This window comes from Kitasatospora sp. NPDC043949, from assembly GCF_056435365.1.
This window is the reverse complement of the sequence record NZ_JBWKEQ010000020.1, coordinates 98802-111202: the sequence shown is the minus strand read 5'-3', so window position 1 is coordinate 111202 and position 12401 is coordinate 98802. Positions and strand designations below refer to the sequence as shown.

The window sequence follows — 12401 nt, the reverse complement described above, 5'->3', positions numbered from 1 at the left end:
CGGCCCCGCAAACGCCCCGGAGAACCGCCTACAGCACGTCCTCCAGCTCGCGCAGCAGCCGCGCCTTGGCCCGGGCTCCGACCACCGAGCGCACCGGCTCGCCGCCGCGGAACACCATCAGCGTCGGCATCGACAGCACCCCGTACGCGGCCTGGGTGCGCGGATTGCGGTCCACGTCCACGCTGACCACCCGCAGCCGGTGCGCCTCCTCGCGGGCGACGTCCGCCAGCACCGGCGCCATCATCCGGCACGGCGGGCACCAGTCCGCCGTGAAGTCCACCAGCACCGGACCTTCGGCCGCCAGCACCTCCGCGGCGAACGTGTCGTCCGTCACCGCGGGCACCCCTGGGATCTGCACCATCGTCTACTCCTTCGCCCATTCGTTCGCCAGTTCACAGCGCGGCGGCTGTCCGGAGGGCTCGGCCGCCAGCCCGTCCCGGGCCCGTACCGCCCGGTCGAACTGCCCGGCCACCCGGGCCCGGACGTCCTGGAGCCGGGCGATGCACTCGTCCAGTTCGGCGAGCTTGCGCCGGTACACCTCCAGCGAGGCCGGGCAGGAGTCGCCCTCGGGGTGGCCCGCCTGGAGGCACTCCACGAACGGGCGGGTCTCCTCCAGGCCGAACCCGAAGTCCTGCAGCGTCCGGATCTGCCGCAGCAGCCGCAGGTCCTCCTCGTCGTACGCCCGGTAGCCGTTGCCCGCCCGGCGGGCCGGCAGCAGGCCGAGCTGCTCGTAGTACCGCAGCGCCCGGGTGGTCGTCCCCGCCCGCTCCGCCAGCTCCCCGATCCGCATCCCCGCACCCGCTCTCCCGGCCCGCCTCCGCACGCCGCCGGGACCGACGGTAGACCTTGACCCGGACGTCAACGCCAGCCCGCCCCCGGCCCCACCTCACCCCTGCTCCCTCCACCGCCCCCGGCGCCACGCCACCCCGCCACCCGCCCCCAGCCCTCCCCCTCGCGCCCGCCACCCGGCAGGATGGCCCCATGGATCTTGGACTGAAGGACAAGGTGTACGTGGCCACCGGCGCCACCCGGGGCCTCGGCTTCGCCGCCGCCCGGGAGCTGGCCGCCGACGGAGCCCGGGTGCTGGTCAGCGGGCGCGGCAAGGAGTCCGTGGCCGCCGCCGTCGCCGAGCTGGACGCCATCGGCGGCGCCGGGACGGCCCACGGCCTGGCCGCCGACAACGCCGACCCGGCGACCGCCGAACGGCTGATCGCCGAGGCGACCGGGCGCTTCGGCCGGCTCGACGGCGTGCTGATCAGCGTCGGCGGCCCCCAGGCCGGCCCGGTGGCCACCGCCCCCGAGGAGGCCTGGCGCGACGCGTTCGAGTCGGTCTTCCTCGGCGCGCTGCGGCTCGCCCGCGCCGCCGCCGCAGCCCTCGGCGAGGGCGGCGTGATCGGCTTCGTGCTCTCCGGCTCGGTGCGCCAGCCGATCCCCGGCCTGGGCATCTCCAACGGCCTGCGCCCGGGGCTGGCGATGGCCGCCAAGTCCCTCGCCGACGAACTCGGCCCGCGCGGCATCCGGGTGGTGGGCCTGCTCCCGGCCCGGATCGACACCGACCGGGTGCGCGAGCTGGACTCCCTGGGCGGCGACCCGGACGGCGCCCGCGCCCAGGCCGCCGCGACCATCCCGCTCGGCCGCTACGGCACCCCCGAGGAGTTCGGCAAGGTCGCGGCCTTCCTGCTCTCCCCCGCCGCCTCCTACCTGACCGGTGTGATGATCCCCGTCGACGGCGGCGCCCTGCGCCCCCTCTAGAACGCACACGGGGGCGGGCGTCCGACTCCGCCCGCCCCCGGTTCACTCCACCCGCGGGGGCCTGCGCCGCCCTCGGCGCCGTCGCGACTCGGGCCGGGCGGCCTGGAGGACCCGGATCCGCAGGTCGGCGGGGAGTTCCGGGAGGCCCAGGCTGGTCCGGGCGTCGGTTCGCGGGCCGGTGTCGAAGTGCTCCACCAGGGCCGCCGGATCGCCACCGGGGGTGAGCCGGACAGCGCCCCGCAACCGCGGGTGCCCAGGTGCGCGCACCAGGCGTACGCCCGCGCGCTCGACTTCGGGGAGCGTGGCCGTCCCGTTCTCCAGCGCCTCTTCCAGCGCCCGGGTGCGGACCCGCAGCCGGAGTCCGGTGGCACCTGGCGTCGGCACGACGAGGCCGGCCGGGCCGCTGCGCCGCAACTGCGCCACCAGCCACCAGGCGGTGCCCGCGATCACCACGGCCAGCCCGCCGATGACGGTGGGCCACCACCAGGTCGAATCCGCCCAGCGGGTGCGCGAGCGGGCACTGAGCACCGGCTGGTCCGGGGAGGTGAGCGGCCACCAGCCCGGCGGGTCGGCGCCGAGCCGGCGGTACAGGTCGAGCCCGCCGGCCAGCACCAGCACGCCGACGGCCAGCAGCACCGCCCCGACCACCCCCAGCAGCAGCCGGTTGACACCCGTCCGCCTCATCCCGCCGCCCCCACCCCGGGCCCCGCCCGCACGTCGAGGCGCAGCGGCCGGGCCAGCGTCACCCGCGCCAGCTCGTCCCGCAGTTGGCACTGGACCGACACCGGGTCCGCCGCCCCAATGAGGGTGACCCGGACGCGCCGGCGGCTGATCCGGATCCGCAGCTCGTCGATGCCCTGGAGTCCGGCGGCGCGGTCGGCGAGCAGGTGCCCGATGCCGGCCCGGTCGATGGCGGCGCCGGTGTCGCCGTGCGGGCGCAGCGGGAGCCAGCGGCCGAGACCGGGGGCGAGGGCCAGCCAGAGCAGCACCCCGCCGAGGAGGACGGCGGTGCCGGCACCCACCAGCACCCACAGGTCGTCGAGGTGACGGGTGGCCAGTTCGTCGGCGATCCGGGCGCGCCACCGGCGGGTCGGGTACCCGGCGCGGACGGCGACCACGTCGTACAGCAGCGCGCCCGCGAGCACCAGCAGCACGGTGGCGACGAGCGCCGCGACGACGGCCCGCGGCGCCCGCGGCCGCCGCACCTTCTCCGGCGGGGGCCCGTCCCCGGCCGCCGTCGCCTCCTCGCCGGGCACCGGTTCGCCCCCCGCACTCATGACACTCCCCCGGTCACCAGCCGCTCCACGACGACGACCACCTCGGACACCCTGGTCCCGGTGAACCCGGCGACCTGCGCGGCGACGCGTTCGCGGACGGCCCGGGCGAGCGCCGCGAGGTCGGCGGGGAAGGGCAGTGCGACGGCGACCCGGACGGTCACGGTGCTGCCGGGCACGGCCACCGAGACGGCGGGCGGTGCGCCCTTGACGGTGCGGCCGGTCCAGGCGTCGGCGAGGGCCTCGCGGGCGGCGCGGGCGGCGATGCGGGCGTAGACGCGGTCGGCGATCCGGAGTCGGCCCCGGGCCGCGGGTTCGCGGCGGGCACTGGTGGTGGGAGCCGTCATCAACGGCGCCGGTCGCGGCCGCGGAGCAGGTCGCCGAGGTCGCCCAGCTCGATGTCTCCCTCCAGCAGGCGGCCGGCCACGAAGCCGACCAGCCCGAGCGCGGCGACCAGCAGGAACGCCGCGAAACCGCCGAAGTACCCGGCGAAGCCGAGGGCCATGCCCACCACCAGGCCGACGATGGCCAGGTTCATCCGCTACTCCTCGTCCTCGCTGCCGCCCGCCGCCGGGCGCTTCGTGGGCTCGCTACTTGAGTTTGGGCCGCTGCCCCGCGACGACCGTCTCCTCTTCCTCCTCCTCGACGTCCGGCTCGTCGGGGAGGTGGACGTCGTTGACCGCGATGTTGACCTCGACGACTTCCAGGCCGGTCATCCGCTCGACCGCGTCGATAATGTTCTCCCGTACCTGCCGGGCGAGTTCGGGGATGACCACGCCGTACTCGACGACCAGGGCGATGTCGATGGCGGTCTGCTTCTCGCCGACCTCGGCCTTGATGCCGCGCCCGACGCCGGACTTGCCGCCCGGCACCCGGTCGCGCATCGCGCCGAAGGTGCGGGCGAGGCCAGAGCCGAGGGCGTGGATGCCGTTGACCTCGCGGGCGGCCATCCCGGCGATCTTCTCGACCACGCCGACGGCCAGCGCCGTGCGACCGCGCTCGCCGGTCGGCTTGCCGGCGTCGGTCGCGGCGGAGGCCGAGGACGGCGCGTGGGCGGCGGAGCCGGCGGCCGCGGCGTGGCCGGGGTTCTTGTGCATGGTGGCGGGGGTCGGAGTGTCAGGCATGGGGGCGCATCTCCCGTCGTACGGCTCCAGCTATATCGCAAATCCCCATAACTCTGACATTTCGCCACGTTCCGCGCCCGCCGGGAGGGCCACCGGGATGCCTCCGGAACGCCGAGGGCCCGGCCCGGGGAGCACTCCCCGGGCCGGGCCCGTTCACACGACGCAGCCTGGCTAGTCGCCGATCCCGGCGAGGTCCCGCAGGCGGCGGGCCTGCGCCGCCCGTTCGGCCGAGCGCTGCTCGTCGAAGGAGCGGCCGGCGGCGCCCTGGAGCAGGGCCTTGGTCTCGATGACGGCGTTGCGCGGCGCGCCCAGCAGGGCGGCGGCGAGGTCGCGGGCGGCGGCGTCCAGTTCCGCACCGGGGACGGCCAGGTTGGCCAGCCCGATGGCGGCGGCCTCCTCGGCGCCGACCCAGCGGCCGGTGACGCAGATCTCCAGCGCCCGCGCGTAGCCGACGAGTTCGGTGAGCGGCTTGGTGCCGGCCAGGTCGGGGACGAGGCCGAGCGAGGTCTCCTTCATGGCGAACTGGACGTCGTCGGCGACGACGCGCAGGTCACAGCCGAGGGCGAGCTGGAAGCCGGCGCCGACGGCATGGCCCTGGACGGCGGCGATGGAGACCAGGTCGGGGCGGCGCCACCAGGTGAAGGCCTGCTGGTAGGAGGCGATGGTGTCGTCGAGCTCCTGGTCGGGGGCGCCGGCGAGCTGGAGGAAGGTGGGCTCGCCGGGGATGCCCTCGGGGGTGAACATGGCCCGGTCCAGGCCCGCCGAGAAGGAGACGCCCTCCGCACGCAGCAGGACCACCCGGACGCCGCCGGGCAGGTCACGGCCCGCGGCGGCGAGGGCGCGCCACAGGGCGGGCGACTGGGCGTTGCGCCGCTTGGGCTGACACAGGGTGACGACGGCGAGCTCGCCGTCGATCTCCAGGCGGACGCCGTCCTGCTCCCAGCTCGGGGCCTGCGGGTCGGTGACGGGGGCGGTCATGCGGGGACCTCCGGTGGCGAGGGGCTTGGCTACCGGAGAGTAACAAACCTGGGCGCGCGCCGGCAGGGCGCTGGCCCGGAAAGATCGACGGAAGGAGCGCGCCCGGGGGCGGACGACACCCCGGACATGACGATCGGCGGCCGGTCCACTCGACCCGAGGGCGGACGATCGGTTCTCGTCTCCCCGGTCGGCGCCCTGCCGCCGCGCCATTCAGCCATGAGCTGACGGACCGTCAGGAACCGGCCCCGGCGGTCGCCTTGTTCTTGCCACGCGTGGCACCACCGCGGCCCCGGAGAATGACTCCGGACTCGCTCAGCATCCGGTGCACAAAGCCGTACGAACGACCGGTCTCCTCCGCGAGAGCGCGAATGCTCGCCCCGGAGTCGTACTTCTTCTTGAGATCGGCCGCGAGCTTCTCACGCGCGGCACCGGTCACCCGGCTGCCCTTTTTCAGAGTCTCGGCCACCCGTGCCTCCTCGTAGCGTTGCTCGGTCAGATTCCCATGATCACCCATCCACCGCGTCCTGGCCACCCATTCGGCAAGGTCGATGTCGGGAATGCGTGGTCCTGCGGTGGTGATCCGAGCGCATCAGGGCGCTCACGTAGAGTGCGCGCCCCCGGGCGGATTCCGCCATCCGCCGAGAAAGGGCTGATCAGCAGTGTCGGCCCGACCACGATCGAGTGGCGGGCCGACAGGAAGTCCTTAAACGGAATCCAGGCTTTCTTCATTCCCGGACACGCCGTAAGTACTAGTTTTTCTGGTCCTAAAAGCGGAGATCGCGTCTACACCCGGTCAGGCCAGCGAGACCAGATCGGCGTACGCCGGGCTCCAGAGGTCCTCGACCCCGTCCGGCAGCAGGATGATCCGCTCCGGCTGGAGCGCCTCCACGGCGCCCTCGTCGTGGGTGACCAGCACGACCGCGCCGGAGAACTCCCGCAGTGCGCCGAGGATCTCCTCGCGGCTGGCCGGGTCGAGGTTGTTGGTGGGCTCGTCGAGCAGCAGCACGTTGGCGCTGGAGACCACCAGCGAGGCCAGCGCGAGCCGGGTCTTCTCACCGCCGGAGAGCACCCCGGCCGGCTTGTCGACGTCGTCGCCGGAGAACAGGAAGGAACCGAGGATCTTGCGGATCTGCACCAGGTCGGTGTCCGGCGCGGAGGAACGCATGTTCTCCAGCACCGTGCGGTCCGGGTCCAGGGTCTCGTGCTCCTGGGCGTAGTAGCCGATCTTCAGGCCGTGGCCCGGGATCACCTCGCCGGTGTCCGGCTGCTCCACCCCGGCGAGCATCCGCAGCAGGGTGGTCTTGCCCGCGCCGTTGAAGCCGAGGATGACGACCCGCGAACCGCGGTCGATGGCCAGGCCGACGTCGGTGAAGATCTCCAGCGAACCGTAGGACTTGGAGAGCCCGCTGGCCGTCAGCGGGGTCTTGCCGCAGGGCGCCGGGTCCGGGAAGCGCAGCTTGGCGACCTTGTCGTTCTGGCGCACCTGCTCCAGGCCGGAGAGCAGCTTCTCGGCACGGCGGGCCATGTTCTGCGCGGCCACCGTCTTGGTCGCCTTGGCCCGCATCTTGTCGGCCTGGGAGTTGAGGGTCGCGGCCTTCTTCTCGGCGTTGGCCCGCTCGCGCTTGCGGCGCTTCTCGTCGTCCTCACGCTGCTGCTGGTACTGCTTCCAGCCCATGTTGTAGACGTCGATGGCGGAGCGGTTGGCGTCCAGGTAGAAGACCTTGTTGACGACCGTCTCGACCAGCTCGACGTCGTGCGAGATGACGATGAAGCCACCCTTGTAGGTCTTCAGGAAGTCCCGCAGCCAGACGATCGAGTCGGCGTCGAGGTGGTTGGTGGGCTCGTCGAGCAGCAGCACGTCGGAGTCCGAGAACAGGATCCGGGCCAGCTCGACGCGGCGGCGCTGACCACCGGAGAGGGTGTGCAGCTCCTGGTTCAGGATGCGGTCCGGCAGGCCCAGGGCGGCCGCGATGGTGGCGGCCTCGGCCTCAGCAGCGTACCCGCCCTTGGTGAGGAACTCGGTCTCCAGGCGCGCGTACTTCTTCATCGCGTTGTCCCGGGTGGCGCCCTGGCCGTTGGCCATCCGGTCCTCGTTCTCGCGCATCTTCTTGAGCACGGTGTCGAGGCCGCGGGCGGAGAGGATGCGGTCCTTGGCGAGGACGTCCAGGTCGCCGGTGCGCGGGTCCTGCGGGAGGTAGCCGACCTCACCGGAGCGGGTCACCGTGCCCGAGGCCGGCATGCCCTCGCCGGCCAGCACCTTGGTCAGCGTGGTCTTGCCGGCGCCGTTGCGCCCGACCAGGCCGATCCGGTCGCCGGCGGCGACCTTGAAGTTCGCGGACTCGATCAGGATTCGGGCACCGGCGCGCAGCTCAAGGGCGTTGGCGGAAATCATGGCGGAAACTACTCCTGGGACGTGGGCGGGCGGCCGGACGGGGCCTGGGGCCGGGCAGCGGGAAGGGGCGTCGTCGGTGGTCGGCACAGCGCACGAGGCGGTGCCGCGCGCCCGCTATTGCCCGGAGAAGTCAGCCATGACGGCAAGTCTACCGGGCCGCGCGGAAACCCCCGGGGCTACCGCCCAGGGGTACCGGCGGGCGGCGTTACTGCTGGGACTGCTGGGGCTGCTGAGGCTGCTGCGCCTGGGGCTGCATGGGCACCTGGTCGCCCACCGGGGCGTCCTGACCCACCGGGGCGTCCTGGGCCGGGCTCGCCGCCGGGTCGGTGCAGCCGCCCTGCGGACGGACCGCCGCGAACGGCGCGGACGGGCTGCCGCAGGCCGCCTCGGGGGCGGCCGCCTTGGTGTCGAACACCCGGGCCGGAACGATCGGGCCGTCGGTGATCAGCACCCGGCTGCCGTCCAGCGCCTTGACCGAGGCGCTCGGGCCGGTGTTCAGCTGCCAGCCGGTGCTGTCCAGCCGGTACCCGTTGATGCCGCCGGAGACGGCCTGCCCGGCGCTGTTGGTGCAGCTGCGCGGGACGAGCACGGCGTACTCGGTGCCGACCGTGCGCAGCGGGTCGTAGACGCAGCTGCCGGGCGGCTTGGAGTTGTAGCGCAGGTCACCGTCGGCGTCGCGCAGGCCCATGGTCAGGTTCGGGGTCACCACGGCCACCCAGGCGGAGCCGCCCTGCGGGACGGTGTGCAGGGCCGCCGCGGCCCGCTCCTGGGCCAGCTCCTTGCGCTGCGCGTCGGTGCGCTTGTCGGCGCCGGGCTCGCCGTCGCCGCGCAGCCAGTCCGCCAGGCCGGGCACCGCCCGGTGCCAGCGCACCTCGTGGTCGCCCGGGCGCACCGAGGTGACCAGGCCGTCGTCCCAGACCACGATGGCGTTGTCCCCCGCCATCGACAGGTACAGCGCGGTGGCGCCCTCGCGGCGGTAGGACCAGGCCTGCTCGCCGCTCTGCCGGTGGAAGGCCTCCAGTCCGGGGCCGACCTTCAGATCCAGGTCGGCCGTGCTCAGCGACTGCGTGCTGACCGGCGTGGCCTCCGCCTCGCCCGGCCCCGCCACCCGGTCGCCGAACGGCACCGGCTTGTTGGCGTGCGCCGCCGCACCGGCCGCAAGGACCAGCATCACCGCCAGGGCAGGCAGGATCGAGCGGGGGGTCAGTACACGCAGCGGCTTCCAGGACACGGCCGGAGCGTACCTTTCACCGGGCACGCGAGTCAGCCTGGAATCGCCCCCGCCCCACCCCTCGGACCGCGCGTCCGGCCGCGCGCGCCCTCCCCGCGCACCCGCCCGCCCACCTGCACCGTCGGTGCCGAGGCCGGGCCGCCGCCCGCTCCGGGGCCCGGCGCCGGGGCCCGGCCGGACCGTTACAGAGCTGATACACGCGGCGAGGCCCGGCCGGGCGTTGCGGCAGACGGCGTTCGAATACCGCCCACTTTAGGGTGACATTCGGCTTTTCCGACGCCCGCCGGGCCTACTGTCGGCGAGCGGAGCGCCACGGTCCGTCCAGCGCGCCCCCGCCCCGCGACGCCCGGAGGAGAGACCATGCGAATCGGCCGCCTGACGCTGGCCGCCGCCGCCCTGCTGCTGATGGCCACGGCCAGCGTCCCGGCCGGGTCGCCGCTCAGCCAGACCGAACGGCACACCCTCTCCTCGGACGCCTTCGAGCCGCGCGGCGCCGCCCCCCGCCCGCCCGTCCAGCGGCCCAAGCACGAGCCGCCGTTCGGCGCCTTCGTCGGTTCCTGGGACGACTACATCCCGCAGATCGGCCGGTACGCGCAGTGGCTGGGCGACGCCAACCTGCAAGTCGGCCACACCTACCTGGCGGGCAACAGCTGGGCCGACGTCGAGGGCGAGCTGATGGTGCTCGGCATGTGGTCGCAGTGGCGGCTGGCCGACCCGTCCCGGACGCTCGTCCTCGGCGTGCCGATGCTGGTGCCCAACGAGGCGAACGTGCCGGACGGCGAGGTCGCCAAGCTGCTCGCCCAGGGCGCGCGCGGGGACTTCGACCGGCACTTCCTGCGGCTCGCCCACCGGCTGGTGTCCCTCGGCGGCGCGGACACCGTGCTCACGCTCGGCTGGGAGATGAACGGCGTCACCTACACGCACCGCTGCAAGCCCGACCCGTCCGCGTGGAAGGCGTACTGGCGACGGATCGTCGGCGTGATGCGCTCGGTGCCGGGGCAGCGGTTCCGCTTCGACTTCACCCCGAACCGGGGCCTGGACGCCATCCCGTGGACCAAGTGCTACCCCGGCGACGACGTGGTCGACATCATCGGCATGGACAACTACGACCAGCCCGCCGGGGGCACCTTCGACGACTACGTGCGCGAGCCGTACGGGCTTCAGGACCAGGTGGAGTTCGCCGCCAAGCGCGGCAAGCCGGTCTCCTACCCGGAGTGGGGGCTGTTCCGCAACGGCGACAACCCGGAGTTCGTGCAGCGGATGGTCGAGTGGATGCGCACCCACGACACCGCCTACCAGACCGTCACCGACTACTGCCCGCACGGCTTCTTCGAGTGCGACCGCAACCCGCGCTCCGCCGCCCGGTTCAAGCAGCTGATGTCCGGGTCGAAGGGGGCGCCGGCGGTGGTGCCGACGGCGCCCCAGGCCCCCGTCCCGCCGATCGTCCCGCCGCGCCCGCCCACGCCCTCGGCCGTGCCCGGGGCCCCGAGCGTGGTGCCCGGCCCGTCCGCGAGCCCGTCGCCGGGCCCCTCGGCCACCACGTCGGCAAGCCCCTCGGCGAGCCCGTCCGCGAGCCCGTCGGCGGCCCGGACGCCCGCCCGCCGCTGAGCCCGGGCGGGGGCGGTCAGCCGCGGCGGCGGGCCAGCAGGGCCTCCTTGAGCCGCGGGAAGCGGGTCCGCAGCACGTGCGCCGCCTGCTGGCGGACGCGCACCGCGCCGGACCGGGCGACGGCCGCCGGCGCCGGCCCGGGCGGACCGAACAGCAGGCGCTGGTTGGACAGCTGGTCCGGCCGCCAGCGCTGCTTGTACGGCTCCTGGCCGCGCAGCAGGCCGAGCAGCGGGACGCCCGCGCCGACCGTCTCGTCCAGGGCGGCGCTGAACAGCAGCCCGGCGATGTCCAGCCGCTCGCGCAGCACCGGGTGCGCGCCGTACATGTACAGGCCGCCGAAGGAGGGGCAGAGCAGCAGCAGGTTCACCGCGACCAGTTCGCCGTTCAGCCGGAACTGGTGGACGGCCGCCCTGCCGGTGGCGACCAGGCCGACGGTGGACTCGGTCAGGTGGCGGGCGAAGCGCTCGGTGCGGTGCTCCGGGGTGACGCCGCGCTCCTGCCACTGCAGGAAGTGCAGCCGCAGCAGGCCCTCCAGCGCCGCCGGCACCTCGGCCGCCGGCGTCGAGCTGACCTGCACCCCGGCCTCGGCGATCTTGCGCAGCTTCACCCGGCTGCGCTGCGCGGTCTTGCCGGGCACCCGCTTCAGCAGCCGGTCCATCGGGACGGCCGGCAGGTACTGGCAGAGCGAGTCCTGGTAGCGGCGGCGTCGGCCGTGCCAGTGCTCGTACACCCGCTGCACCGCCGCCTCGGGGTGCACCTCGCGCAGCTCCAGGGAGTGCCACGGGCGGGTGAGCGGGAGGGCGGCGGCGAACTCGGCGGCGGCCCGGTCGGCGCAGTCGTCGTCGAGCAGCACGTCGGAGTAGTCGACCAGCCCGGCGCCCAGGGCGGTCAGCCCACCGAGCGGGCCGCCGCGGCGTCTGAAGGCACCCGCGCCGACCAGCAGGCCGTCCCGACGGACGAGCACCACCAGCAGGCTGCCCGGGCTGCCGTAGTGGCGCCACCAGGAGCGCTGCCAGTCGGCGGCCTGGAAGAAGGTGGCGGTCCGGCAGCGGGCGGCCAGGTCGTCCCACTCCTCGGCGAGGGTGTCCAGAGCGTCGTCCTCACGGCGCAGCTCGGTGGTCCAGCCCGGCGCAGCCGGCTGGGCGGGGAGGCCGGCGTGCCGGGTCTCAGTGCTCATCGCCCGCTCCCGGCCGCGGCCTTCTCCTTGGCCGGGGGCTCCTCGGCGCTCTTCTTCGCGGCAGCGGCCTTCCCGGGCTTCTCTTCCGCCTTCTCGGGCTTCTCTTCCGCCTTCCCGGCCTTCTCGGTCTCCTCCGCCTGGCCGGTCTTGCCGGCCTGGTCGGCGGCGGGCGGCTCCTCGCCGCGCGGGCGGGGGGTGGCCGGCGTCGTCGGCTCCACCGGGGCCCCGGCGGCCTCGGCGGGCTCGGCGGCCTCCGGCAGGGCGGCCTCGCCCCGGCGGCGGGTCATCATCACCAGGGCCCCCACCAGCAGCCCGGCCGCGCCACCGACCGCGACGTCCAGCGTGGCGGACGGGGTGGTCGGCTTGTCCGGCTCGGCGGCCGGGGCCAGCGTCACCAGCCGGACGCTGGTGTCCCTGCTGCTGGTGTTCGCGAAGGAGACCAACGAGCGGGCCACCGCGTCGGCGGTCTGGGCCGCCTCCTGGGGGCGCGTCCCGGTGCCGGTGATCTCGATCATCGGGGCGTCCGGGGAGGTGGTCCCGTGCACCAGGGACTCCAGCTCGGCACGGGTGTGGCCGGTCTCGGCGGCCGCCACCGCGAGCACCTGCGGCTGGCCCGCCAACCGCCCGTACGCCTGGGCGAAGTTGGTCGCGGTGGCGGCCTCCCCCGGGTTCTGCGGCACCACGAGGACGTAGGCGCTGGCGGCGTACGAGGGGTGCGAGACGACGGCGTACCCGGCGCCGGCCGCGGCGCCCAGCGGCACCGCGAGCGCCACCGGCCACCAGCGGCGGACCAGGTGGCGGGCCCTTCGGCGCGGTGTGGTCATGGGTGTGACTCCTTGGGTATGTGACGGCGGTTCCGGCGGCG

15 protein-coding genes are annotated in these 12401 nt (G+C 74.5%); 2 read left to right on the top strand and 13 right to left on the bottom strand.

Annotation, left to right across the window (positions count from 1 at the left end; all coding sequences use genetic code 11):
• Positions 1 to 28 precede the first annotated feature (28 nt).
• Positions 29 to 361, bottom strand: coding sequence for a thioredoxin (gene trxA / locus AC07AL_RS18740; protein ID WP_063349617.1), 333 nt, complete (start codon positions 359 to 361; stop codon positions 29 to 31).
• Positions 362 to 364: 3 nt separating this feature from the next.
• The gene (locus tag AC07AL_RS18735) at positions 365 to 790 is read right to left on the bottom strand and encodes a MerR family transcriptional regulator (RefSeq protein ID WP_350880255.1); all 426 of its coding nucleotides are present in this window, start codon (positions 788 to 790) and stop codon (positions 365 to 367) included.
• A gap of 191 nt (positions 791 to 981) precedes the next feature.
• Here AC07AL_RS18735 and AC07AL_RS18730 point away from each other — a divergent pair, with 191 nt between their 5' ends.
• Entirely contained in the window at positions 982 to 1752 is a 771-nt protein-coding gene (locus tag AC07AL_RS18730) for an SDR family oxidoreductase (protein WP_363580641.1), read from the top strand.
• Between the two features lie 42 nt (positions 1753 to 1794).
• Here the strand turns inward: AC07AL_RS18730 and AC07AL_RS18725 are convergent, their stop codons facing one another.
• From AC07AL_RS18725 to AC07AL_RS18685, 9 genes are all read right to left on the bottom strand, one after another.
• Complete coding sequence (locus AC07AL_RS18725) at positions 1795 to 2436, bottom strand: alkaline shock response membrane anchor protein AmaP (protein ID WP_363580639.1); 642 nt, start codon at positions 2434 to 2436, stop codon at positions 1795 to 1797.
• A complete protein-coding gene (locus AC07AL_RS18720) occupies positions 2433 to 3029 on the bottom strand; it encodes a DUF6286 domain-containing protein (protein ID WP_400807585.1) in 597 nt (198 codons plus the stop codon). The genes AC07AL_RS18725 and AC07AL_RS18720 overlap by 4 nt, the downstream gene beginning before the upstream one ends.
• Positions 3026 to 3373: an Asp23/Gls24 family envelope stress response protein gene (locus AC07AL_RS18715; RefSeq protein ID WP_400807583.1), complete on the bottom strand. Its 348-nt coding sequence runs from the start codon at positions 3371 to 3373 to the stop codon at positions 3026 to 3028. Before AC07AL_RS18715 ends, AC07AL_RS18720 begins: the two co-directional genes overlap by 4 nt.
• Positions 3373 to 3564, bottom strand: coding sequence for a hypothetical protein (locus AC07AL_RS18710; RefSeq protein WP_063349611.1), 192 nt, complete (start codon positions 3562 to 3564; stop codon positions 3373 to 3375). Before AC07AL_RS18710 ends, AC07AL_RS18715 begins: the two co-directional genes overlap by 1 nt.
• Before the next feature lie 52 nt (positions 3565 to 3616).
• Complete coding sequence (locus tag AC07AL_RS18705; protein ID WP_400986588.1) at positions 3617 to 4123, bottom strand: Asp23/Gls24 family envelope stress response protein; 507 nt, start codon at positions 4121 to 4123, stop codon at positions 3617 to 3619.
• 198 nt (positions 4124 to 4321) lie between these two features.
• Positions 4322 to 5128, bottom strand: a complete 807-nt coding sequence (locus AC07AL_RS18700; RefSeq protein WP_400807579.1) for an enoyl-CoA hydratase/isomerase family protein — start codon at positions 5126 to 5128, stop codon at positions 4322 to 4324.
• A gap of 232 nt (positions 5129 to 5360) precedes the next feature.
• The gene (locus tag AC07AL_RS18695; RefSeq protein WP_030059940.1) at positions 5361 to 5594 is read right to left on the bottom strand and encodes a helix-turn-helix domain-containing protein; all 234 of its coding nucleotides are present in this window, start codon (positions 5592 to 5594) and stop codon (positions 5361 to 5363) included.
• Between the two features lie 327 nt (positions 5595 to 5921).
• Positions 5922 to 7520 (bottom strand): ribosomal protection-like ABC-F family protein, encoded by a 1599-nt coding sequence (abc-f, locus tag AC07AL_RS18690; protein ID WP_363580629.1) that lies wholly within the window; start codon positions 7518 to 7520, stop codon positions 5922 to 5924.
• Between the two features lie 205 nt (positions 7521 to 7725).
• Positions 7726 to 8751, bottom strand: coding sequence for a hypothetical protein (locus AC07AL_RS18685; RefSeq protein ID WP_478317812.1), 1026 nt, complete (start codon positions 8749 to 8751; stop codon positions 7726 to 7728).
• A gap of 360 nt (positions 8752 to 9111) precedes the next feature.
• Here AC07AL_RS18685 and AC07AL_RS18680 point away from each other — a divergent pair, with 360 nt between their 5' ends.
• Positions 9112 to 10359 (top strand): glycoside hydrolase family 26 protein, encoded by a 1248-nt coding sequence (locus AC07AL_RS18680; RefSeq protein WP_478317811.1) that lies wholly within the window; start codon positions 9112 to 9114, stop codon positions 10357 to 10359.
• 16 nt (positions 10360 to 10375) lie between these two features.
• Here the strand turns inward: AC07AL_RS18680 and AC07AL_RS18675 are convergent, their stop codons facing one another.
• Together AC07AL_RS18675 and AC07AL_RS18670 are read right to left on the bottom strand one after the other, a co-directional pair.
• On the bottom strand, positions 10376 to 11536 hold the full coding sequence (locus AC07AL_RS18675) for a GNAT family N-acetyltransferase (protein ID WP_363580623.1): 1161 nt from the start codon (positions 11534 to 11536) through the stop codon (positions 10376 to 10378).
• Positions 11533 to 12360: a Wzz/FepE/Etk N-terminal domain-containing protein gene (locus tag AC07AL_RS18670; protein ID WP_400807573.1), complete on the bottom strand. Its 828-nt coding sequence runs from the start codon at positions 12358 to 12360 to the stop codon at positions 11533 to 11535. The genes AC07AL_RS18675 and AC07AL_RS18670 overlap by 4 nt, the downstream gene beginning before the upstream one ends.
• Positions 12361 to 12401 lie beyond the last annotated feature (41 nt).

Bases quoted from the DNA above. Each gene is read 5' to 3' on its own strand.
- AC07AL_RS18700 (WP_400807579.1), bottom strand. From the start codon at position 5,128: ATGACCGCCCCCGTCACCGACCCGCAGGCCCCGAGCTGGGAGCAGGAC.
- AC07AL_RS18680 (WP_478317811.1), top strand. From the start codon at position 9,112: ATGCGAATCGGCCGCCTGACGCTGGCCGCCGCCGCCCTGCTGCTGATG.
- AC07AL_RS18725 (WP_363580639.1), bottom strand. From the start codon at position 2,436: ATGAGGCGGACGGGTGTCAACCGGCTGCTGCTGGGGGTGGTCGGGGCG.
- AC07AL_RS18710 (WP_063349611.1), bottom strand. From the start codon at position 3,564: ATGAACCTGGCCATCGTCGGCCTGGTGGTGGGCATGGCCCTCGGCTTC.
- AC07AL_RS18705 (WP_400986588.1), bottom strand. From the start codon at position 4,123: ATGCACAAGAACCCCGGCCACGCCGCGGCCGCCGGCTCCGCCGCCCAC.
- AC07AL_RS18715 (WP_400807583.1), bottom strand. From the start codon at position 3,373: ATGACGGCTCCCACCACCAGTGCCCGCCGCGAACCCGCGGCCCGGGGC.
- AC07AL_RS18720 (WP_400807585.1), bottom strand. From the start codon at position 3,029: ATGAGTGCGGGGGGCGAACCGGTGCCCGGCGAGGAGGCGACGGCGGCC.
- AC07AL_RS18735 (WP_350880255.1), bottom strand. From the start codon at position 790: ATGCGGATCGGGGAGCTGGCGGAGCGGGCGGGGACGACCACCCGGGCG.
- AC07AL_RS18675 (WP_363580623.1), bottom strand. From the start codon at position 11,536: ATGAGCACTGAGACCCGGCACGCCGGCCTCCCCGCCCAGCCGGCTGCG.
- trxA (WP_063349617.1), bottom strand. From the start codon at position 361: ATGGTGCAGATCCCAGGGGTGCCCGCGGTGACGGACGACACGTTCGCC.
- abc-f (WP_363580629.1), bottom strand. From the start codon at position 7,520: ATGATTTCCGCCAACGCCCTTGAGCTGCGCGCCGGTGCCCGAATCCTG.
- AC07AL_RS18730 (WP_363580641.1), top strand. From the start codon at position 982: ATGGATCTTGGACTGAAGGACAAGGTGTACGTGGCCACCGGCGCCACC.
- AC07AL_RS18670 (WP_400807573.1), bottom strand. From the start codon at position 12,360: ATGACCACACCGCGCCGAAGGGCCCGCCACCTGGTCCGCCGCTGGTGG.